Origin of the sequence: Streptomyces sp. NPDC087901 (genome assembly GCF_044742205.1) — a bacterium.
Lineage (GTDB): Bacteria > Actinomycetota > Actinomycetes > Streptomycetales > Streptomycetaceae > Streptomyces.
Genome location: NZ_JBIUUC010000009.1, coordinates 175781 through 198023, shown reverse-complemented (window position 1 = coordinate 198023; position 22243 = coordinate 175781). Strand labels below are relative to the sequence as shown.

17 protein-coding genes and 2 pseudogenes are annotated in these 22243 nt (G+C 68.8%); 7 read left to right on the top strand and 12 right to left on the bottom strand.

Annotated features, from left to right (window positions below):
- Positions 1 to 58: 58 nt before the first annotated feature.
- The 7 genes from ACIOEW_RS26505 to dnaK form a co-directional block, all read right to left on the bottom strand.
- Entirely contained in the window at positions 59 to 487 is a 429-nt protein-coding gene (locus tag ACIOEW_RS26505) for a DUF2267 domain-containing protein (protein WP_401966435.1), read from the bottom strand.
- 141 nt (positions 488 to 628) lie between these two features.
- The gene (trxA, locus tag ACIOEW_RS26500; protein WP_352261364.1) at positions 629 to 1087 is read right to left on the bottom strand and encodes a thioredoxin; all 459 of its coding nucleotides are present in this window, start codon (positions 1085 to 1087) and stop codon (positions 629 to 631) included.
- The gene (gene clpB / locus ACIOEW_RS26495) at positions 1084 to 3723 is read right to left on the bottom strand and encodes an ATP-dependent chaperone ClpB (RefSeq protein WP_401966433.1); all 2640 of its coding nucleotides are present in this window, start codon (positions 3721 to 3723) and stop codon (positions 1084 to 1086) included. Before clpB ends, trxA begins: the two co-directional genes overlap by 4 nt.
- On the bottom strand, positions 3714 to 4124 hold the full coding sequence (locus ACIOEW_RS26490) for a chaperone modulator CbpM (RefSeq protein WP_329022970.1): 411 nt from the start codon (positions 4122 to 4124) through the stop codon (positions 3714 to 3716). Before ACIOEW_RS26490 ends, clpB begins: the two co-directional genes overlap by 10 nt.
- Positions 4121 to 5074 carry a J domain-containing protein gene (locus tag ACIOEW_RS26485; protein ID WP_329022968.1) on the bottom strand — a complete coding sequence of 318 codons (954 nt, stop codon included), beginning with the start codon at positions 5072 to 5074 and terminating at the stop codon, positions 4121 to 4123. Before ACIOEW_RS26485 ends, ACIOEW_RS26490 begins: the two co-directional genes overlap by 4 nt.
- A gap of 6 nt (positions 5075 to 5080) precedes the next feature.
- On the bottom strand, positions 5081 to 5686 hold the full coding sequence (locus tag ACIOEW_RS26480) for a nucleotide exchange factor GrpE (RefSeq protein ID WP_355771386.1): 606 nt from the start codon (positions 5684 to 5686) through the stop codon (positions 5081 to 5083).
- A gap of 7 nt (positions 5687 to 5693) precedes the next feature.
- Complete coding sequence (gene dnaK / locus ACIOEW_RS26475; RefSeq protein WP_352261360.1) at positions 5694 to 7592, bottom strand: molecular chaperone DnaK; 1899 nt, start codon at positions 7590 to 7592, stop codon at positions 5694 to 5696.
- Between the two features lie 703 nt (positions 7593 to 8295).
- Here dnaK and ACIOEW_RS26470 point away from each other — a divergent pair.
- Positions 8296 to 9930, top strand: coding sequence for a PucR family transcriptional regulator (locus ACIOEW_RS26470; protein WP_401966430.1), 1635 nt, complete (start codon positions 8296 to 8298; stop codon positions 9928 to 9930).
- Between the two features lie 388 nt (positions 9931 to 10318).
- Here ACIOEW_RS26470 and ACIOEW_RS26465 read toward each other — a convergent pair whose 3' ends face one another.
- From ACIOEW_RS26465 to ACIOEW_RS26445, 5 genes and pseudogenes are all read right to left on the bottom strand, one after another.
- Positions 10319 to 11254 (bottom strand): acetate/propionate family kinase, encoded by a 936-nt coding sequence (locus tag ACIOEW_RS26465; RefSeq protein ID WP_401966428.1) that lies wholly within the window; start codon positions 11252 to 11254, stop codon positions 10319 to 10321.
- A 583-nt stretch (positions 11255 to 11837) separates the two neighbouring features.
- A pseudogene (locus tag ACIOEW_RS26460) lies at positions 11838 to 11927 on the bottom strand (3-hydroxyacyl-CoA dehydrogenase family protein); the annotation flags it as partial.
- A gap of 109 nt (positions 11928 to 12036) precedes the next feature.
- Positions 12037 to 12183 (bottom strand): hypothetical protein, encoded by a 147-nt coding sequence (locus tag ACIOEW_RS26455; RefSeq protein WP_401966637.1) that lies wholly within the window; start codon positions 12181 to 12183, stop codon positions 12037 to 12039.
- Between the two features lie 323 nt (positions 12184 to 12506).
- Positions 12507 to 13693, bottom strand: a pseudogene (locus ACIOEW_RS26450) (dihydrofolate reductase family protein).
- A 29-nt stretch (positions 13694 to 13722) separates the two neighbouring features.
- Positions 13723 to 15150, bottom strand: a complete 1428-nt coding sequence (locus tag ACIOEW_RS26445) for a helix-turn-helix domain-containing protein (RefSeq protein WP_401966425.1) — start codon at positions 15148 to 15150, stop codon at positions 13723 to 13725.
- A 317-nt stretch (positions 15151 to 15467) separates the two neighbouring features.
- Between ACIOEW_RS26445 and ACIOEW_RS26440 the strand changes: the two genes are divergently transcribed.
- The 6 genes from ACIOEW_RS26440 (at position 15468) to ACIOEW_RS26415 (ending at position 22242) form a co-directional block, all read left to right on the top strand.
- Positions 15468 to 16049 carry a hypothetical protein gene (locus ACIOEW_RS26440; RefSeq protein WP_358979604.1) on the top strand — a complete coding sequence of 194 codons (582 nt, stop codon included), beginning with the start codon at positions 15468 to 15470 and terminating at the stop codon, positions 16047 to 16049.
- 507 nt (positions 16050 to 16556) lie between these two features.
- Positions 16557 to 16760 (top strand): DUF5999 family protein, encoded by a 204-nt coding sequence (locus ACIOEW_RS26435; RefSeq protein ID WP_352261356.1) that lies wholly within the window; start codon positions 16557 to 16559, stop codon positions 16758 to 16760.
- Positions 16757 to 17410, top strand: a complete 654-nt coding sequence (locus tag ACIOEW_RS26430; RefSeq protein WP_401966422.1) for a hypothetical protein — start codon at positions 16757 to 16759, stop codon at positions 17408 to 17410. Before ACIOEW_RS26435 ends, ACIOEW_RS26430 begins: the two co-directional genes overlap by 4 nt.
- A 187-nt stretch (positions 17411 to 17597) precedes the next feature.
- Positions 17598 to 17777, top strand: a complete 180-nt coding sequence (locus ACIOEW_RS26425) for an FxLD family lanthipeptide (RefSeq protein ID WP_093798518.1) — start codon at positions 17598 to 17600, stop codon at positions 17775 to 17777.
- A 107-nt stretch (positions 17778 to 17884) separates the two neighbouring features.
- On the top strand, positions 17885 to 20980 hold the full coding sequence (locus tag ACIOEW_RS26420; protein WP_401966420.1) for a lantibiotic dehydratase: 3096 nt from the start codon (positions 17885 to 17887) through the stop codon (positions 20978 to 20980).
- Positions 20977 to 22242 carry a lanthionine synthetase C family protein gene (locus tag ACIOEW_RS26415; protein WP_401966418.1) on the top strand — a complete coding sequence of 422 codons (1266 nt, stop codon included), beginning with the start codon at positions 20977 to 20979 and terminating at the stop codon, positions 22240 to 22242. The genes ACIOEW_RS26420 and ACIOEW_RS26415 overlap by 4 nt, the downstream gene beginning before the upstream one ends.
- The last annotated feature ends 1 nt before the right edge of the window (position 22243 follow it).

Here is a 22243-nt window from a genome sequence, read left to right as displayed (position 1 = left end):
CCAGTCCGGTCGCAGTCACTCACGCAGAAGGCCCAGACCATGACGGTCAGCGCAGGGGTTACGGCAGAACGGCGGCCAGCGAGTTAGGCAGGCCGGACCTGAGGTGATCCCACTCTCCTTCGCTGACGTAGCGCTTCAGAGCCTCCAGCACGGTGCGCACGACCGTTTCGATGCCGCCGTCGACCGAGTAGGGAAAGTCGTCCCTTACGCGCTGGAAGAATTGCTCGCCACTGAGTTTCACTGGTGTCTCTGACGGCTTCCATCCGTCGTAGTAGACGCCGCGGATCAAAGTCGGAAGCTGCGCCCCCAGGTGCGCCGCCCCGTCGACGGAGAGACGGTCCCGTAGCCGGTGCAGGACGGCGCGCAAAGCGGCGTACGACTGTTTCCGGCGTTCCTTGGGCCAGCCGTTGGCTTCCTCGATGTCCCTGAGGAGCCGATTGGCTTTGTCCACCATGGTATCGAAGGAGGAAAATGTCGTTTCACTCATGTCATGGCTCCTTTCGTTACCAGAGGCTGGACGGTGACGGGCCGGGATTCGGCGCACCCCATGAGGCCCGCGTAGGGGTCGGACGTGCAACTCGGCACCGTGCGGTTTCCTGGAGCCCCTGTGGTGGCCGGGCCAGGTGACTCACCGCCCCGCAGTGGTCTGCCGGCCTTCCAGGGCCTGTTCGACCCACTGACGCAGGACGTGCGCCGGTGCCGCACCTGCCTGTCGGGCGACCGTCTCACCCTGGTCCTGGACGAGTAGCGTTGGCACTGCCTGGACCTCGAAGCGCCGACTGAGTCCCGGGTTCTTGTCGATGTCGACCTTGACGAGCTTGATCCGTCCGGCGAGGTCGCGGGCTACCTGTTCGAGGGCGGGGCTGACCATGCGGCAGGGACCGCACCACGTGGCCCAGAGGTCGACGACGACAGGTTGGACGGCGCTGTCGGCGACTTCGGCGTAGTCGTCGTCACCCGCGTCGACGACCCAGGGCAGCGGCTGCTTGCAGTTTCCGCATTTTGGGCGCCCCTCGGCGGCAACAGGAATACGGTTGTCGCGTCCGCAGTGCGGGCAGGTCACCGTCGTTGTCCGTGTGGTGTTCACGCTGCCCTCGCTTCCCGGGCCTCTTCCAACTGGTCGTAGGTGACCACCAGCTCACCGTGTTCGGCGTCGACGCGGACCGTCGCGCCGTCTTGGACGTCGCCGCGCAGAAGGGCACGCCCGACCAGCGTCTCGACCTCGTGGGAGATATATCGCCGCAGAGGCCGGGCCCCGTACACCGGGTCGTAGCCCTGGTGTGAAATCACCTCTCGGGCCGCATCGGTGAGTTCTACGTTAATTCGGCGCTCCGCCAGCCGCTGCCGCAGTTCGTCGAACTGCAGCTCCACGATTCGTTCAATCTGCCGCTCACCCAGCGGCTTGAACAGCACGATGTCATCGACGCGGTTGAGGAACTCCGGCCGGAAGTGCCCGCGTAGCTCGCCCATCACCAGGGCGCGGGCGTCAGGCTTGATCTCACCCTCGGCGGTGGCGCCGTCGAGGAGGTGCTCGGAGCCGATGTTGGACGTCATGATGATCACGGTGTTGCGGAAGTTGACTGTGCGGCCCTGAGCATCGGTGATGCGGCCGTCATCGAGGATTTGCAGCAGAGTGTTGAAGACGTCACTGTGCGCCTTCTCGATCTCGTCGAACAGCACAACCGAGTACGGCTTGCGGCGCACGGCCTCAGTGAGTTGGCCGCCTTCTTCGTAGCCGACGTATCCGGGTGGTGCGCCCATGAGCCTGCTGACGGTGTGCCGCTCCTGGTACTCACTCATGTCGAGGCGCACCATGTTGTCCTCGGAGTCGAACAGCGCCCGGGCGAGGGTCTTCGTCAGCTCGGTCTTTCCGACGCCGGTGGGGCCGAGGAAGATGAAGGAACCGATGGGGCGGCGAGGGTCGCGGATGCCGGAGCGGGCTCGGATGATTGCGTCGGCGACGAGCTGGACGGCCTCGTCCTGGCCGACGACGCGCTCGCGAAGAATCTCGTCGAGGCGCAGCAGCTTGTCGCGTTCACCTTCCTGCAGGCGGGCGACCGGGATGCCGGTCCAGGCAGCGACGATGTCTGCGATCTCCTCCTCTGTGACCACCTCGCGCAGCAACCGGTTCTGCCCCTGCCTGGTGGCCAGCTGCTCCTCCTCCGCTGCGAGTCGGCGCTCCAAATCCCTGAGGCGGCCGTATCGGAGTTCGGCGGCGCGGTTGAGGTCGTAGGCGCGTTCGGCTTCCTCCGCCTCCTGGCGGACCTGCTCCTGTTCCTGGCGCAGTTCCTGCACACGCCGGATCGCCTGCCGTTCGGCCTCCCACTGAGCGTGTTTGGCGTCGGCCTCACCGCGCAGGTCGGCCAGTTCCTTGCGCAGCTCCTCCAGGCGGGTTCTGCTGGCGGGGTCGGTCTCCTTGGAGAGGGCTGCTTCCTCGATCTCCAGACGGGTGACGCGGCGGGTGATCTCGTCGAGTTCGGCAGGCATGGAGTCGATCTCGGTACGCAGCCGGGCGCATGCCTCGTCGACGAGGTCGATGGCCTTGTCGGGCAGGAATCGATCGGTGATGTAGCGGTGGCTGAGGGTGGCGGCGGAGACCAGCGCGGTGTCCTGGATCTTGACGCCGTGGAAGACTTCCAAGCGCTCACGCAGTCCACGCAGGATGGAGATGGCGTCCTCAAGGCTGGGCTCGTCGACCAGGACCTGCTGGAATCGTCGTTCGAGCGCTGCGTCCTTTTCGATGTGTTTGCGGTACTCGTCGAGGGTGGTGGCGCCGATCATGTGGAGTTCGCCGCGGGCAAGCATCGGCTTGAGCATGTTCCCCGCGTCCATGGCCCCTTCGGCGGCGCCCGCACCGACAACGGTGTGCAGTTCGTCGACGAAGAGCAAGATGCCGCCTTGCGCAGCCTTGACCTCGCTGAGCACGGCCTTGAGGCGTTCCTCGAACTCGCCTCGGTATTTGGCACCGGCGACCAGAGAACCCATGTCGAGGGCGAACACGATCTTGTCGCGAAGGCCCTCAGGCACGTCGCCGCGGACGATGCGCTGGGCGAGGCCCTCGATGATGGCGGTCTTGCCGACGCCGGGGTCTCCGATGAGGACCGGGTTGTTCTTGGACTTGCGGCTCAGGATCTGGGTGACGCGGCGAATCTCGGCGTCCCGGCCGATGACCGGGTCGAGCCTGCCTTCCTTGGCCTCGGCGACGAGATCGCGGCCGTACTTCTCCAGAGCTTCGTAGGCCACCTCGGGATTGGCGGACGTGACACGCTGATTGCCGCGGACCTGGGTGAGTGCGCCCAGGAACGTGTCTCTCGTGATCCCTGCCTGGTTGAGCAGGCGTCCGGCGGCTGTTGATGTCCCCTCTTCAGCCAGGGCGAGCAGGAGGTGCTCCACGGACACGTACTCGTCCTTGAGGCGTTTGGCCTCGCGTTCCGCGGCGTCGAGCAGGCCGGCGAGGCGCTGAGTGACGAAGACCTGGCCGGGTGCCGCACCGGGGCCGGTGACCTTCGGGCGGCGGGAGAGTTCCCCGCGCACGGCCGCGCGCAGTGCCTCCGGATCGGTTCCGGTCTGCGGTAGCAGCCGTGGGATCAGACCGTTCTCCTGATCGAGGAGTGCGAGCAGCAGGTGTTCGCCGTCCACTTCGGTCTGCCCCATCCGGCCGGCCGCTGACTGGGCCTCTTGGAGGGCTTCCTGGGATTTCTGTGTGAGACGGTTCATGTCCATGGGGGTGTATCACTCCTCGTTCCGCGGCCACGCAGGGCGGTTTCGAGCAGGCTGATGCGGTCGAGCAGGTCGAGCACCAGGCCGATGGATGCGTAATTGAGGCAGAGCCCGGATCGCAGCCGCTGGATGCGGGCGAGTACCGCTGGGGCGTCGCGGTCGAAGACCAGGTGGCCGACGGCATCGCGTTCGGCGTCGACCAGCCCGAGGGCGACGAACCTGCGGACCAGATCAGGATGGAGACCCGATCGACGGGCCACGGCCTCCAACGAAAGTCTTGGGGCGGGAACGAGCGCATAACGGGCAGCCGGCGAAGCGGTGGCGACATAGGTGACCGGCTGAACCGGGCGGGCGCCTGCACCGGACCGGCCGATGCCTGCCGCTCCCGTGGGTCGGTCGTTCATCGCGTCCTCCTTGGGTCGAACGAGGAGGTCGCGGCGAGCTCCTCGAACAGTTCACGCTCCCGGTCGCCAAGTGTGGGTGGCACCATGACGCGGAGTTCGGCGTACAGGTCGCCGCTGGCACCGCGCGGGTTCGGCATGCCCTCTCCGCGCAGCCGCAGCCGACGGCCGCTGGACGAGCCGGCAGGCACGGTGACCTTGGCTGTGCCACCGCCCGGGGTGGGTACCGGCACGGTCGCACCCAGGGCCGCCTCCCACGGGGTGACCGGGACCTGCACGTGGACATCGCGGCCGTCCAGCCGGAACTGAGGATGGGACTGGATCCGCACCCGCAGGTGCAAGTCGCCCGCGGGTGCGGCACCACTGCCCCGCCCGCCCTCTCCCGCCAGCCGGATGCGCTGCCCGTCTGTGACGCCCGGCGGGACGTCGACCTCGTAGCGCCGCGGCTGCCCGGTGGGCCCGGCCAGTGTGACGGTACGGCGGCCGCCCTTGTACGCCTCCTCGACGGTGAGCGGCAGTTCGGCCTCCTGGTCGGCTCCCGGTACGCCGGCGGAGCCGGCGCCTGCACCGAAGAGCGACCCGAGCAGGTCCTCGATGTTCACATCCTCGGCCGAGAAGTCATCCCCGAAGCCGGTGGTGTACCGGACTCGGGGGCCGCCGGCGCCTGCGGTCCGCTGGGTACGGAATCCGCTGCCCGCTCCGGCCGCGACCCGGTCGTCGAAGTCTTCGGGGATCTTGCGGAAGTCCTCGCCGAAGCGGTCGTAGCGTGCCCGGGTCTTCGGGTCGGACAGGACGCTGTATGCCTCGTTGAGGTCCTTGAAGCGTTCCTCCGCCGCCGGGTCCTTGTTGACGTCGGGATGGTGTTTGCGGGCGAGCTTGCGATATGCCTGCTGGATCTCGTCCTGGCTCGCGGTCCGCGACACTCCCAGCGCTTCGTAGAAGTCCCGTGCCATGACAGGTCACTCCCGCTTCGCGACAGTCACGGCGGCTGGTCTGAGCTGCCGATCGCCGTCGCCGTAGCCTGGGCGCAGCACCTGCACGACGGTGCCTGGCTCGATGTCGGGGTCATCGACCACGCTCACCACCTCGTGGTGGGCCGGGTCGAAGGCCACTCCGGTCTCCGCATGCCGCGGGTAGCCGAGCTGTTCGAGGACGCCCACCGCTTGGTCGCGGACCGCCCGGACGCCTTCCACGACCGCACCTGAGTCGGCGTCGGCGTGGGACAGGGCGAGTTCGAGGTTGTCCAGGACGGGCAGGAAGGCGGCGGCCGTACGCGAACGCTCGATCGTCCGCTCCCGCTCCAGTTCCCTCGCGTGGCGCTTGCGCAGGTTGTCGAGGTCGGCGAGCGCGCGCCGCCAGCGGTCCTCCAGTTCTTGCATCGCGGCTGTGTGCTGGTCCACCGCGGACGCAGCACCGGTGTCGTCGGTTCGCGGGCCGTCGTTCGTCGCTTGCGGCCGGGGTGGCGGGCCGGGTTGCTGCGAGTCTTCGCTCTGACGGCGTGCGGCACCTTCCGGGGGCGGTTCGGCCGGCGAGGCCCGGTCCGGTTCTTGGGGGTGGCGGGGCATGGCGGCCTCAACCCTTGTCGAATTCTGCGTCGATGACGTCGTCGTCGCCGTTGCCATCACTCGGGGGAGCGCCGGTGGAGGAGTCCTGACCCGGGTCTCCCGTGGCGGTGGGCCCCTGCTGGGCAGCCAGTCCGGCGAGGACCTGTTGGAGTTCGGAGGCCAGTGGCCGCACGCGCTCCACGCCCGCCTCTTCCTTGACCGCCGCCCGGGCATCGGAGACGAGCATCTCGGCGCGTGCCTTTTCGTGCGCGGGGGCTCCGTCGCCCAGTTCGGCGAGGCGCTTCTCGACCTGGTACGCGACGGCGTCGAGCTCGTTGCGGGCGTCGACGGCCTCGCGGAGCTCTCGGTCCTGGCCCTGGTTGCGCTCGGCCTCCTGGACCATTCGCTCGACCTCACCGCGGTCCAGGTTGGAGCTTTCGCTGATGGTGATGCCCTGTTCCTTGCCGGTGTCGCCGTCGCGCGCCTTGACGTTGAGGATGCCGTTGGCGTCGATGTCGAAGGTGACCTCGATCTGCGGTTCGCCTCGCGGCGCCGGCCGGATGTCGGTGAGCTGGAATCGGCCGAGCACCCGGTTGTCGGCAGCACGCTCCCGCTCACCCTGGAGGACGACCACGTCGACGGCCGGCTGGTTGTCCTCGGCGGTGGAGAACGTCTCGGTTCGCCGCACCGGGATGGTGGTGTTCCGCTCGATGATCTTCGTCATGACTCCGCCGCGCGTCTCGAGGCCAAGCGACAGGGGCGTGACATCGAGCAGCAGGACGTCCTTGACCTCACCCTTGAGCACCCCGGCCTGGATCGCGGCGCCCAGGGCCACGACCTCGTCGGGGTTGACGCTCATATTGGGGTCCTTGCCGCCGGTCAGCCGGCGCACCAGTGCCTGGACTGCGGGTATGCGTGTGGAGCCGCCCACGAGGATGACCTCGTCGATGTCGCTCTCACCGACCTTGGCGTCGGCCATAGCCTGCTGGACCGGCTCCAGGCACCGCTCCACGAGGTCGCCGGTGATCTGCTCGAATGTGGACCGCATGACGGAGTCGGTGAGGTGTTTGGGGCCCGAGGCGTCGGCGGTGATGAACGGCAGGCTGACCTGCGTCTGCGTCACAGAGCTGAGCTCGGTCTTGGCCTTCTCCGCCGCCTCGAACAGTCGTTGCAGCGCCTGCGGGTCATTCCGCAGGTCGATGCCGTTCTCCTTCTGGAAGTCGTCTGCGAGATGGTCCACCAGGCGCCGGTCGAAGTCGTCGCCGCCCAGGTGGCTGTCCCCCGCGGTGGAGCGCACCTCTACCACGCCGTCGCCGACATCGAGAATGCTCACGTCGAAGGTGCCGCCGCCCAGGTCGAAGACGAGGACGGTCTCGTGCTGCTTCTTGTCCATGCCGTATGCGAGGGCGGCCGCAGTCGGCTCGTTGATGATCCGCAGCACCTCCAGACCCGCGATCCGACCGGCATCCTTGGTGGCGGTGCGCTGGGCGTCGTTGAAGTAGGCGGGCACCGTGATGACCGCCTCCGTCACGCGCTCACCCATCTGCTTGGAGGCGTCGTCGGCGAGTTTGCGCAGCACCTGTGCGCTGATTTCCTCAGGCGCGTACAGCTTGTCGCGCACCTTGAAGCGGGCCGCCCCGCCGTCGCCCTCGACGACGTCGTACGCCACCGCTTTCGCCTCGTCGGAGATCTCGTCGAAGTGCCGGCCTATGAATCGCTTGGCCGAGTAGATGGTGCCCTTGGGGTTGAGGATCGCCTGGCGCCGGGCCATCTGGCCCACCAGTCGCTCCCCGGTGTCGGTGAAGCCCACCACGGACGGCGTCGTCCGGTTGCCCTCGGTGTTGGGCACAACGGACGGCTCGCCGCCCTCCCACACGGCGATCACCGAGTTGGTGGTACCCAGGTCTATACCCACTGCCCTGGCCATGAGGAACTCCTCCCGGTGCTGCGGCCTGCGCCGATTCCCGGTTCACTTTCGTTCAGTTACGGATAGGACCTCCGCGAATGGCCCGCATCGTGCCATGTGCACGTCACTGCATGTCGTACTGGGTCGGCTGCGTCAGGCAGGGCCATGAACAGCCCTGGCAGCCGCACCTGCACAGCGCACAACGACAGGTGCATGCAGAACAGCTATGTGACCAACACCCTCACGATCAGCTCGCAAGCGCGAGAGGCAAGACCGAGGGGGCCGAGCCTGGGCGGTTCACAATCACAAGCCCGGACAGTGCGCCTCGTACAAGGCAACCGACCTGCATTGCTGCTCAGTCATAGCTCCCGCTTCTCCTGCCCGTCCACTCGCGGAGGCCTTCGAACGCAACCCAGCATGTCGAGCCGAGTGGCTCTTCGCCTGCGCCTGGCCGGACAGAAATGCACGAGCCCGATCACCCTACGAGTACTAGAGTGAAATACGGACATAATGCGTGGGGTGGCTTGCGGGCAGTAGCCGCAACAGTGCTCGCCTGGCCCCCCGACAGCCCGGAAGTGGTGCCATGGGCAAGAGTCGGCCGGACAATCTGAACCGCCACTCCGACAGGGAGGGCAGCTTGTCGGGGGACGGCATCCGGCGGCCTCCCGCAGCCGCTCTCAGAGAACCCCATCCACCAGCCTCCGCCGACCGTGCCCTCCAGGAAATGACGGTGCTGTCCCGCACCCTGTTCGACACCCCGGACGAAAGCGAGATCCTGCGCCTGGCCATGGACCACATAGCCGCCGCCGGGCCTTACAGCGCCGAGGCCGGTTACCTCATCCAAGCGGACGGTGACATGGTCCCCAGTCCGGGGAACCGCAAGGATCACTCCCTGACCGTGGCCCGGAGAGTGCGAAACCTCGCTGGGCAGGACGGTCCCGTGGCCGTCCCCGGCAGTCCTTGGGGCCAAGCCCTTGGTCTGCGCGGATTTGAGGGACTGCACGGTTACCTCGTAGTGACGTCCCGCACCCGGCCCACCGAAGCCGAGCGGTCCCTGCTCGCCACACTCATCCGGCACACGGCTGCTGCGCTGTCGGTCGCCTTCGCATACCGCCGCCGCCGCGAGGAGGCGCTGGAGCTGCACCGGCTCAGGGAGGAACGCGCAGCCCTCCAGCGGCAGCTGATCGCCGTCGCGGCTGAGCTGGCGTACCGGCGTGCTGTACACGCACTCATGGCCGAGGTCGCCGCCTTGGGCGGTGACGAGGAGGCCGTCACTCGCGCACTGCACGACCTGACCGGACTCCCCGCCCTGGTCGAGGACCGCTTCGGCCGGCTGAGGTCCTGGGCAGGACCCAGCCGGCCCGACCCCTATCCGGAACCGGACCCCGCGCGCCAGAACGCACTGCTGAACGCCGCCGCCCGGGAGGCCGGGCCGGCGCGGATCAAGGGCCGACTGATCGCTCTGGTCCGCCCGCATGGCGAGGTTCTGGGCATGTTGGCCTTGGTCGATCCCCAGGGCCAGGCAGACGAGCACACCGTGCTCGCGTTGGAACAGGCCGCCACGTCGCTCGCCCCGGAGCTGGCGCACCTGCGCAACCTGGCCGAAGTGGAACTGAGGCTGCACCGCGAGCTGGCCGACGACCTACTGGCAGGAACGGACGAGACCAGCGCCTACGCCAGGTCCGAGGCCGTCGGACACGACCTGCATCGCAGCCACTACATCGTGGTGGTGCGGTGGTCGGACCGGACTGCGGACGATTCCTTCGCCCAAACCGTGGGCCGAGCGGCCTCTGCCGTGGGCATGCGCTCGCTGCTGACCCGGCGTGCCGATCACGTGATCCTGCTCGCTGATGACAGGCCGCACGCTCGAGCGCTGTACGAGGCGCTCATCCTGGAAACGGGGGCGCCGTCCGGGAGCATCGGCGTGAGCGCCCGGTGTGATTCCCCCGACGACATCCCCCAGCACTATCAGGAGGCGCAGCGCGCCCTGGAAGTGCGCCGCCACTCCCGCAAGCGATACGGCACGACGTTCTTCGACCAACTCGGCCTCTATCGCATCCTGGGGCCTGGCAACGACTTCCGGGAACTGGAGGCGTTCGTCCACGAGTGGCTCGGGCAACTCCTCGACTACGACGCCCGAAACAACTCGACCATGGCGGAGACCTTGGCACGGTACTTCGACTGTGGGGGCAACTACGACGAGACGGCCGCATCCCTCGCCATCCACCGCAGCACGCTGCGCTACAGACTTCAGCGCATCCGCGAGATCAGCGGCAACGACCTCGCGAACGTCGAGGACCGGCTCAACCTCCAGGTGGCGACCCGAGTGTGGAAGATCGTGCTGGGCGGATCCGGCTGAGGGCTTGTGTAAGAGCTGGGCAAGCGCAGCACCCGCCCTGGAGACCGGAGGTCCGCTCCCTCGACCCCGATGCGTGCGACCGGGCGTCGGATGCAGGCGGGCCGCCCGCTTCCGCCCCCGCCGGTCTCGTGACTGCGCAGCAGCGTGTTCGCCCGCTGCCCACGACGCCTGCGCTGTCTGCTGGTTGCGAGAGCGGCAGCAGCGCACGACCCCAGGCTGAGCAAAGTTCATAGAACACGTCCAAAAGAGCTGGCACATCGTGGCCGCCGTTTGACCGGCACTCTCGTCATGCCTGATCCCTCGGCTTCTTCGAAGCATCGGATATCCCCGCAAGCGTCCGGCCCTGTGTGAACTCCGGACGCCGACGTGGCGGTGGCGTCGGCCCGCCTCAGCGGTGAGCCAAGAGAGCCCGGGTCTCAATGTTGATCTGCTGAGCCTCTCCGGTGGGGACGACCACGACGGGAACTCGCGCGCCGGGCTCGCTGATGATTTCGGGACGTTCGGCGACGAGTGGTCGCAGGCCGCCCGTGAGGCCGAACACAGACAGTCCGGCGCACACCTCTTCACGCACCTCAGGCTGGTCCTCGCCGATCTCGCCGGTGAAAACGAGAGCGTCCAGGCGGCTCAAGGATGCGGCCATGCCGGCGATGCCGCGGCGGCACTGGTGGGTGAAGACGTCAAGGGCGAGTGCGGCGCGCTCGTCGCCGGCCGCCCGGCTGCGGACCAGGTCGCGCGTATCGTCCGAAGTGCCGGAGAGGGCGAGCAGACCGGACCTGTGGTTCAGAGCGTCCTCGATCTCGTTCGCAGACACATTCTTCCGTGTGATCAGCCAGGTCAGGGCGCCAGGGTCGACGCTGCCGCTGCGGCGACTCATCACCAGACCCTCCAAGGGCGTAAAGCCCATAGTCGTGTCGACGCTACGCCCATCACGCACCGCGCAGGCGGAGCAGCCACCGCCAAGGTGCACGATCACCAGGTGCAGCTGCTCGGGACGGCGGCCGAGGAGTTCAGCGGTGCGGGCCAGCGCCCAGGCGTAGGACAGGCCGTGGAAGCCGTAGCGGCGCAGTCCGTACTTATCGCGCCAGCTGGAAGGTACCGCGTACTCACGTGCCGCAACGGGTAAGCCGGCGTGGAAGACGGTGTCGAAGCACGCGACGTGCGGAACTCCCGGCAGTAGATCCCGAGCCGCGTCCAGAACGGTCAGTGCTTGGGGGACGTGAAATGGCGCGAGGTCTGCCACCCGGTTCAACCGGACACGCACAGCGTCGTCCAGCAGAGTGTGGCTGCGCAGCTCCGATCCGCCGTGGACGATGCGGTGGCCCACAGCTGTAGGAGCCGGTCCTTCCTTCAGCAATTGCCGCAGCGATTTGGTTACCCCCTCGCCAGGCGGAGAGTCACTGTGGTGTTCGTTAAGGACTTGACCACCGTCCCCGAAGACCGTCAGACGCAAGCTCGATGACCCCGCGTCAGCCACCAGTACCGGGCCGGTTCGTGTGCGCACACACTGATCCTCTCCCTTGTGCCGTGAACATCCCTCAAAAGAGGATTCATGACTTCGTAACGGGGCTCCACGCCCCGGCATTGAGTACCCGATCCGACCGCAGTGAAAACAGAATGGTCCGCTGAGCGGGTCCTGCAGAGACCAGCATTATCGGCCTGGCAATCAGACCTGGGCATATGCGTACCTCTCGGGCCTAAGTCGTCAGGGACTATTCATGCCTTCTCAGCTCTGCCGGAGGGAAATCTGAGCGAGTTCGCAGTGCAAACAGGGACGGCTGCGACGGCACTGAAAGGCCCAGGGCTTCGGGCGGGCCCATCCGCGCAGTCGCTCGACAGCGCTCCGGCAGGTGTCGGACTGGCAGTAGCAGACGAGCATTTGCGTGAGCGCCGGGCCCGCGGACGGGTGTTCAGTCGTACAGGTAGAACCCCAAGCCGGTCTTGCGGCCGAGCCGGCCCGCGTCCACCATCCGGGGGAGCAGCGGGGGAGCGGCGTACAGTGCGCGTACAACTGGTCGGCGCTGCGTGTAGCCCTGTGAGCTGCGCTTTCGTTGGCTGTGCGGCGGCTTTGCCAGCGCCAGGGACTTCTCGGGGACTTTCGATCCTGCATCACACGAGCCACGTATCCATCGCGGCCAGCCCGCGCTTGCCTGCGCCAGGCATGAAGTGTGCGTAGTAGTCGAGGGTGACCTTCGGGGAGGAGCACCCCAGCCAGGTCGCCACGCTCCCGATGGACTCGCCTGCCTCCAACTGCACGCTTGCGAAGGTATGGCGCAGGATGGTTTGAAGATTGTGCGGTGGGCCCAGGATCCCTGCGGGATACGTGTCCTGTAGAGGTTGCCGATCTGGCCAAACGGACGACGGGCAACCACGGCCGCGATGAACTGTTTTCTTGATGACCTGAACGGGCTATGCGGTGGAGGTGAAGCCCTTGCATCTCTCTACCGTGCGTAACGGATAGTGAGGGAAGGCGACACGGCCAGACTTTTCTTCGAACATAGAGGTTCCCGCCGGAATGCTGCTCGAGCCCGTCGCTTGCACCATTAGTTCCCTACGGCGGGCCTTCCCGCCCCGGGTTGTCAGAGTAGGTGCAGGTTGGGTGCCTGCGCGGCGTTCGAGTATTCGGGCAGTGCGACGACAGCCACCCCGGCGTCCTCGAGGGTCTCGGTGCCTTCGGCGTCGGCGACGAAGGTGTCGGGCTCGTTCCAAGCGGTGACGACGCGGCGAAGGCCCACGTCGCGGATGAGCTGGGCGCAGGGACGAGGTCGGGACGCGCGCCTGGCGCAGGGCTCCAGGGAGCTGTAGATCGTGGCGGTGGCGAGCCGGGCGTCCTCGGCGGGGAGCTTGGCGAGGGCGCCTTCCTCGGCGTGGTCGTGGGGGCCGTTCTCGCGGGAGTAGCCGCGGGCGAGTTCGGTCCCGTCGGCCGCGACGATGACCGCCCCCACGCTGAAGGCGGTCTCCGAAGGTGGGCAGAGGGCGGCCAGCTTACAGGCGAGGGCGAGCCAGTTCCGGTCTGCGCTGTTGGGCTCGCGGCCGGTGCCGGGGGCGCCGGCTGAAGGGGTGGTGCTCATCGGGGCTCCGTCGAAGTGTCCTTGGGGGCGTACCTCAGGAGTACCACGTCACCGATCTGGCGGGCCTCCAGGAGCCGGAGGCGGGCGGCGGGGCCGCCAGGGTAGCTCGCGGGGCCGAGCATCCTTACCGCATCGAACTGGCCGACCAAGAGCGGGGCGATGACGAGTTGGAGTTCGTCGGCAAGAGCTGCTTCGAGGAGCTGTGTGTGAACGGTGCCACCGCCTTCGACCATGAGCCGCTTTACGGCGTATTCGTCGCCGAGGATGTCGAGCGCGGCCGACCATACGGCCTCGGCGGGCACGCTCTGAACGGTAGCCAGGTCACCGAGGTTGGCGCGAGCTTTCGCGGTGGCCTCGTGGCCCACGGCCAGGACGAGCTTGTCTCCGCCGTGGTGCCAGAACTTCCAGCCGGGATCAAGGTTGCCCGTTCCTGTGATGGTGACCTTCAGCGGGTACTCCGGCTCACCGGCGGCGACCCGGGACGCCCTGCGTTCCGCCGAGTTGACGAGGAGGCGGGGGTTGTCGGCGCGGAGTGTGCCGGCGCCGACAAGGATCGCGTCGACACTGGCTCGTACGGAGTCGACGCGTTCGAAGTCCTCCTTGTTGGAGAGCAGGAGCCGGTCCTCGCCCGGGCGGGTGTCGAGGTGACCGTCGATCGATACAGCTGCGGACAACAGGACGTACGGGCGGGGCACGGTATCTCCAGGCGGTGTACGCGGGTGAGTCAGGCGGGATGCAGAACGATACGGTCGAGTGAGGCGCGGAACTCGGCGACGCCGTCCTCGCCGGTTGCGGGGGCCAGTGCCTGGTCGAGCCGGTCGAGCTGTCCGAAGATGCGGGCAGATCCGGTCTCGGCGGCGATCCCGACGGCCTGCCCACCGATTCGGGCAGCGAGGGTCACGTTGCCTGTGCCCGCATGGGCACGTGCAGCGCGAGCCAGGTAGACACCGCGGTCCCGGCGATATGCAGACGGGAGCATTGCGAGGGCGCTGTCGAAGCCTGCCGCGGCCTGCTCATACTCGCCGAGCACGGCGAGGGAGCGAGCTCGGGCGGTGCTGATGTACGCCGCATCGAGCCAGGAACCCCAGACACCGTCGGAGCCCGCGCGCCCGAGGAGAGCAAGCGCGGTGTCGTAAGCCCTGTGGGCTTCGCTGCCTTCACCGAGTACGGCACGCGCGTGGGCCTCGTGCAGAACGGCGATGACTTCGAGGCGGCTCCCGGGTCGGGCGGTGCGTCGGGCGGCTGCGGCGAGGCCGAGAGCGTCGGCAGGATGACCGGTGTCGACCGCGAGCTGTGCCTTACGGCCGAGGATGTACGCGGTGAGATCGGTGTCGCCGGTGATGTGGGAAGCGTCCAGTGCTTTCGCGGTGTGGCCGTGGGCGGTGCGCTCGTCGCCGATGTCCTGGGCGAACCAGCCTGCCAGCTCTTCGTATCGCGTCTCCAAGGCGAGAAGCTCGATGGCGTCGGTGCCACGAGCGGATCGACGTCTTGTGGCAAGGGAGACGAGGTGTTGTTGCAGGGCGGGCAACACGTGCCGGGGGCCGATGAGGTTGTCGGTCTGGATCATGACCCGGCGGAGTTGCGCGAAGTGCTCGAAGGGAGACCCCATGTCGGCGAGTTCGGTGGCAGCCGCCGGCGTCGCGGCCGGCATGGCTGTCGCAGCCAGGCTGGCGATCCCTGATGCGAGAACAACGCGGCGGGGCACGGGCACGAAGAGGATCCTTCCGTGGATGCGGGCGGGGACGACGACCGTGTCCGTGTCGTCTCCAGGCGAGCCTGCCCGCACGACCGCGTTCATGGCCAGGGTCTCCGGGGCGCTGGCCCCATGACCCCGTGTCCTGGCCCCATGAGTCGCTGTCCCGGCTCTGGACACCGGGACAGAGCAGTCCTGGGGGGCCTCGCGCTCCGCGCTGTCCCAGCCACGAACCAATGCACCGGCGGCATCGAGGACGTCGTCGAGAGCGATGGCCGCATGTTTCGGGACGGGACGTTCAGCGCGCTCGAAGCGCCCGAGATGTGAACGGTCGATCAACGCCCGGCGAGCCAGAGCCTGCTGCGACAGCAGACGGGCCTCGCGGAACTGGCGTAGCTCGTAACCCCAGCGGTGCCATGGGCCGGCGTCCGGAGTCAGCTCGTTCGGCTGCTGTCCCACGCTTCCTCCTCCACCGTGGACTTCCGTTCACCCGCGGTCGATGTCAGCGACAGGGGCGGCTCTCCATGGGGCCTGCGGAGCCAGCGTGTGAGGCTCCATCTAGGGCCTGCCCACCGAGGTTCCGTACCGCTTTCATCGTCGGTACGAGCTGATCACACGGTATCCGAACGGCGCCTGGCACGGACCTGATTCACGTCAGTAGCGAACGTAGTGGTCGGTCGGACCGAACGCATTGCGCAACCGTCGGATGAGCCCTGCGCGGGCTGAGCTCGATCTAGGGGAAGGCAACCATGAAGACACGTAGAAGCCTGGGCGACATGATCGCCGTCTCCAGCCCACGGATCAGCCTGATGGGATCCCGGGACCGAACGGACACCGACACTGCTCGAACCCAGGAGTGGCACCGCAAACCCGCCCCGCTGGAGCGTCCGGCGCGCAGCGGCGAGCTCGTCCGGCTCCGTCAGCAGTTCCGTCGTGAGGCGACCGAAAGGTGCGACCGCCGCTCCGGTGATCGCCGTCTCCGGGTGTTGGCGTACAGCTTGGTGCTTAGCAGGAGTGCCAGGCCGGATGAGGACTGGAACACCCTCCAGACCGAGGCTGAGCAGCGTGGCTACGCAATGGGAGCGAGGTTTCACGACGTAGCCGTTCCCGTGACCACGACGTGCCTCCCCGGCTCGGGTGCCGGCTGTGGCGTCTACACGCCGCCCTGGAAGCGCCCTGGCTGGGGGGAGGTCGAGCGACTGATCCGAGGCGGCTTCGCGGACGGCGTGATCGTCCTCGACCGGCACAACATCAGCTCCGATGACGACGAGTATCGCGCTGTGATCAAGGAGCTGGGTGAGCGGTACCAGGCATTCATTCACCTCGTGATCCCCGAGGAGCTGTCCGGTCCGACTTGAAGGCGCCCGTTGCGGTGGATGGATGCGAAGGGCTGGGGCTGGAGACAGGCCGGCGCTCAGGTTCTCCTCGTCGTCACCGTGTTCGCAGTGCTCGTCGCCGTCTACCAATCCGCCTGATCGGAGGGCCGTTTTGACGTTCGAGGGATACACCAACCAGGCAACACATTTCTTGCCGCTCCGTGAGGTGGGACTCGACCTTTGCATCGTGCCTGCAGGTGACCCGCAGGACGCGGCATGACCGCGATCAAAGAGACCCGCGCGTGCAGTGGTCATCTCACCCGGATCCCTGCTTCGTTGTCGAGTGAGGGGAGAGAGACCACTCACGCTCGAGGGCGACCGCACTGCCACCACCCTGGGGCGCTTCTACGGCTACAGCGCAGCAGCCATAGCGGCCTTCATGGGGCGGTGCCACAAGTCCCCCTCTTCGGCTGTGCCCGAACTGTGTTCCCACACGGCACCGTAGCTGGCCGAACGGGGCCCAACTTCCCACCCGAGAGGACGAGCGCCATGTGTGCGCACAACCCGCAGTGCCCCACTGCCATGGCTCCCGACAGGGAGGCCGCGAGACCCGTCGCGCACCGCCCTGAGCAGGGCTGGAGCCTGCTGTGCAACGGAGTGCTTGTCTTCGAGGACACCGGAGAACTCCTCCCCGACGGCCGTATCGTCGCCCCCCACCGGCCGCTCGCGCTCACGGTCGGAAGCGCGGCATGACGATCACCGCAGCCGACCTGGTCGTTCCGTACATCACCGCCCGTGAAGGCGAAGAGGCGGACTCCCTCCTCAACCTGAACGTGCGCATCGGTCCTGACCGGCGCCCGCGGCTCGGGTACAAGGACGAGGCAGGGCCCGACCGAGATCTCCGCGGCGTGCTGTGGGCCCGGTACTCCATGTCGCTCGGCTTCGCGGGACAGCCCACCGGGAACCCGAGGTGGCGGCTGGTGCACCCGCTCCGCCAGCGCATCACGATGGCGCTCCTGCGCTGCCAGGTGTGCACGGTCCCGCTGAAGCGTAGCGACGGCATCCTCTTCGTAGAGACGGCCGACGACGGCGACGACTACACCGGGCCGGTGAAGACCGCGCAGCCGCCGGTGTGTCTCGAGCACGCCCGGATGGCGGCCCGGCGGTGCCCCCGGCTCAGGAGCAAGGGACACGTCGCCCTGCTGGCCACGCGGTTTCCGCTCTACGGCGTCATCGGCACCCCGTACCAGTACACGGCCGACGGCATCCAGCCCCTCGCCGCCTCGGACGCTCCCCTGCCCTACAACCACCCGCAGATCGGCTGGTTCCTCGCCTCTCAGCTCGTACGCGAACTGCGGGAATACGAGGTCGTCAGCCTGGACGATCTTGTGCCCGCCGCATAGACGGCTGCTCGACGGTCCTGGGCAAAGGACCGGACCGTCGAGCGGCACCCCAGAGCTTCCCGGCCCGACCATCGGACCGGGATGGCCAGAACCTGAACCCATGGCGTACCCCGTCGCTACGCCACGGTCCTCAGTGCGCTGGCAAGCACCACCTGTCCTACACACCAACGAATCACCTGGAGTTGTCATGACGCGAATCGTCACCAAGAGCACCACCCAGGTCCAGGAGCCGGCGGCCGGCGGCCAGTCGGACGGGTTCGACCTGAACGTCTCCCTCCTGGAGGTGTCCGACGCGGCCGGGTTGACCGTTCTGACCGACGACGGGTGCGGCAGCTCCTGCGGTGCCTGCGTCACCTTCACTGACTGACCCTGACCGTCTGAATCCGGCCATCAGGTCATGAACCGCGGTCGGTGCTGTCGCGCTACTCGCGTCGGCTCCGACCGCCCCTCCAGACGCACGAAGGGACATGTCACGTGGCTATACCCCCAGCGTTCAAGGCGGGCACGACCGCCCTGGTGCGCGCAGCCGCTCGACCGTCGGTGACCCAGCTTCCCCTACCGGACTTCGACGACCGGTCCTTCAGAGCCGAGGAGTTGGAGGAGGTCACCACTGGACGCTTCGCCTGGATTCGCAGCATCTGGCACGACCCGGGCATCGCACAGGCCCTCCGCCATGCCAGCCCGGTTCTCGCCGCCGAAGTCGAGGTCCTGGACAGTGCTAACTCCCCTTCTACCCGCGAAGTCCGCCGCGTTGGAGTGTCGGTGGCGCGCTACCTCCTGCGCGCGCTGCACCGGCCCACACCGTTTGGACTGTTCGCCGGAGTCACCACGGCCACCTTCGACGCCGAGCCCCACTCCCGCTGGGGCCAGAACCACGTGGTCGTGGCCCGCGCCGGTGCGGAGTGGGTGGGGAGGCTGATCGAGCAGTTAGAAAGGAGCGGAGAGCTGCTGCCGCTCCTTTCGGTCGTCGTCAATAACACCACCTTCGAGCGCGACGGCAGTCTCGTCGTCCCCTACCAGGACGACGGGCCGACTGGTCAGCGGCGAGCGGTCGAGGCGTCCGTCGAGCTGTCGGCGCCGGTCCGGCTTATCCTCCGCGCGGCTGACGCGCCGATCCGGATCGGGGAACTCGCCGAGAAGCTGATGGCCGAGTTCCCGGCCGTGGCCCCGGAGCGCGTCAAGCGGCTTCTCGCCGGCCTGGTGCGGCGGCGCGTGCTGATCACCAACCTCCACGCGCCGGCGACCGAGACCGACGCGCTCGGACACCTCGTCACCCAGCTCGACGCGGTCCGTGCCGAGGACATTCGTCTCCTGGCACCCGTCGTCCAAGAGCTGCGCGCCGTCCACGCCGGGCTGGAGCAGTGCGGCACCACAGAGGGCCGGGACGCCGTAGCGACCCGGATGCGCGATCTGGTGCCGGGCCTCCGCCGTCACCCGCTCGCCCTGGACCTGTGCCTGGACGCCACCGTGGTGCTCCCCGACCTGGTCGCCCGCGAGGTCGAGCGCGCCGCCACGATCCTCACCCGTCTCTGCGCCCGCCCGTACGGTACCGAGCCGTGGAACGAGTACCACCAGCGGTTTTACGAGCGGTTCGGCGTCGGCACCATGGTGCCGCTTATGGAAGTTGTCGCAGACAGCGGCGTCGGCTACCCGGACGGGTACCCGGGCAGGCCGACCGGCGAAGGCCGCCGGCGCCTGTCGCCGCGGGACGACGTGCTGCTCCGCCTCGCCCAGTCCGCGGCGCTCGACGGCCGCGACGAGGTCGTGCTGACCGACGAGATCGTGGCCGCCCTGGACCGAGGCCCGCAGGAGCTGCGGATACCGTGCCACCTGGAGGTGGGCGTGCGGCTGCACGCGGCCACCCTCGCCGAAGTCCGCCGCGGGCGGTTCACCGTGGAGTTGACCAGCGTGTCACGCGGAGCCGGGGTTACCGCCGGACGCTTCCTCAGCGTCCTCCCGGCCACACAACGCGAGTGCCTGCGCGCGGAGTTGGCTGGCCTACCCACGGCTGACGAGGGCACGGTGGCGGCGCAGCTTTCCTTCCCCGCGCTGCTGCCCGACACCGCCCACGTCACCCGAACCCCGCGCGTGCTCCCCCTGGTGATCAGCCTGCAAGAGCACCGAGCCCCCGACGCCGCGGTGCTCACGCCGGCGGATCTGGCGGTGGCGTGCGACGGGCGCCGGATGTACCTGGCGGCTCCGAACCGCGGGCTGCGCGTCGAGGCCGTCGGCATGCATGCGCTGAACCTTGCCGAGCACACCCCGCCCCTGGCGCGGTTGATCACCGAGGTGTCCCGGGCGCAGAACGCCCAGGTCACCCGGTTCGACTGGGGCGCCGCCGCAGCAATGCCGTTCCTCCCCCGCCTGCGGTACGGCCGCATCGTGCTGGTCGCGGCCCGCTGGAGGCTGGAGGCCGGCGACCTCCCCGACCGCCACCGCCCCGGCGCGGACTGGGACACGGCGCTGTCCGGCTGGCGGGAGCGCCGACGCCTGCCGCAACACGTGCACCTCGTCCAGGACGACCGGCGCCTGCCGCTCGACCTCGATGAGCCCGGCCACCGGAGCCTGCTGCGCCAACACCTCGACCGCACCGGTACGGCACTGCTGACGGAAGCCGCTCCGCCCGGGGCGGACGGCTGGAGCGGGGGCCGGGCCCACGAGATCGCGGTACCCCTCAAAGCGGTCCGTCCTCCGGCCTGGCCTGCGCTGCCCACGCCGACCGCCGCCCGCACGCTCTCCCCAGCCCAGATCCAGACCCCGGCCACCTCCCCGGTGCTCCTCGTAGCCCTGTACGGCGACCCGCGGCGTCAAGACGCCCTGCTGACTCGGCACGTGCCCGACCTGATGCGGCGCCTCGGCTCTCCTCGCTGGTGGTACGTCCGATTCCGCGATCCCCAGCAGCACCTTCGCCTGCGGATCGCACTGCCGGACCCGGAGGACTTCGCCGACACCACCCCCACGGTCAGCGCCTGGGCCGACGAGCTGCGGACCGCTGGGTTGCTGGCGGACCTGCGCTACCCCACCTCCTACCGCGAGACGGGCCGGTGGGGCTCCGGACCGGCGTGGGACGCGGCCGAGGCCGTTTTCCGCGCGGACTCACTGGCCACGCTGGTGCAGCTCGCCCAGCCTGTCCGGCCGGCGCAGCGCACGCTCGTGGCCGCGCACTTCTTCGCCATCGCCTCCGCCCTTCTCGGCGGCCCGGACGCCGGCGCGCGCTGGCTGATCGACCACATCGAGCCGACCGCGCCGAACCCGGTACCCCGCTCGCAGTTCACCGACGCCGTGCGGCTGGCAGACCCGCGCGGTGACTGGGCGGCCCTTCGGTCAGCGCCCGGCGGCGCCGCGATCGTGGACGCCTGGGCCGAGCGCACCGCTGCGCTCGCCGCGTACGGGCCGCACCTGTCCGGCCCGCACGCCGACGGCATCGCCGTGGACGGCGTGCTGACCTCCCTGCTGCACGTCCACTTCGTGCGGCATGTCGCGGTGGACTTCCCTGAGGAAGAGGTCTGCCTGTACCTGGCCCGCGCCGCCGCCCTGGCCTTCACCGCCCGCGCCGGGAGGCGACCGTGACCCACACAGCAGCCGCGGTGGCCGCCGCCATCGCCGACCGGCTCGCCCACCCCGACCAGGCGCCGACGACGGCCACTGACGACGCCAACCGGCAGCACCTCGCCTACGGCCCGACAGGCATCGCCCTGTTGCACATCGAACGCGCCGCGGCCGGGCTTGCCCCCTGGCAGCGCGCCCACGACTGGCTGGCCGCCTCGACCCGCGAGCCCTTCACCAGCGGCCCGGACAGCCACCCCTTCTACGGCGCCCCGGCGCTCGCCCATGCCGTGGCGTGCGCCGCCGACCAGCTTCCGGACTCCTACCGGCGCGGCCTCGATGTGCTGGACCGGCAGGTGACGGCAGACGCCCGGCGGCGCCTTGACGCCGCGCACCGCCGGATCGAAGCCGGGCAGCTTCCGGCACTCGCCGAGTTCGACGCCATCCGGGGCCTGACCGGGTACGGCGCCCACCTGCTGCGCCGCGACCCTGCGGGCCCGGTGACCCGGGCCGTTCTCGACTACTGCGTGCGTCTGACCGACCCGGTCACCGACAGCGGCGAAAGCCTGCCGGGCTGGTGGGTACCGACCGGGCCGTCCGGCAGGCCGGACGACCGCTTCCCCGGTGGGCACGCCAACCACGGCATGGCGCACGGCGTCGGCGCGGTCCTCGCGCTGCTGGCGCTTGCCGCCCGCCGCGGCACCACCGTCACCGGCCACCATCAGGCGATGCGCACCATCCTGGCCTGGCTGGAGCGGTGGAAGGTGCCCACCGGGCGCGGCACGGCCTGGCCGTACTGGATCACCCGCGAGGAACTGCGCAGCGGGCGGCCCGCGGCCTCGGCACCGCGGCGGCCGAGCTGGTGCTATGGCACCGCGGGCTTGGCCCGTGCCCAGCAGCTCGCCGCGCTCGCACTCGGCGACAGCGACCTCCAGGTCGAGGTCGAGGCCGCCCTGCTGGACGCGCTGAGCGACCGCGTGCAGCTTCGCGTCACCACGGACAGCGGCCTGTGCCACGGCTTCGCCGGTCTGATCCACATCGCGGCGCGTGCCGCCGCCGACGCCGACCGGGCCACCGTCGGCCAGCTCCGCGCCATCATCCCCGCCCTTCTCACCATGCTGGTCCCGCCCGGCACCGCCCCGGACGACGCCGCTGCCCTGTTGCTGAAGGACGCGGCGGGCGCCGGGCTCCTCGACGGTGCCGCCGGAATCGCGCTGGGACTGACCACCGCAGACAGCGCGGAGCCGCCCCGCACCGCCTGGGACGCCTGCCTGCTCACCGCCTGAA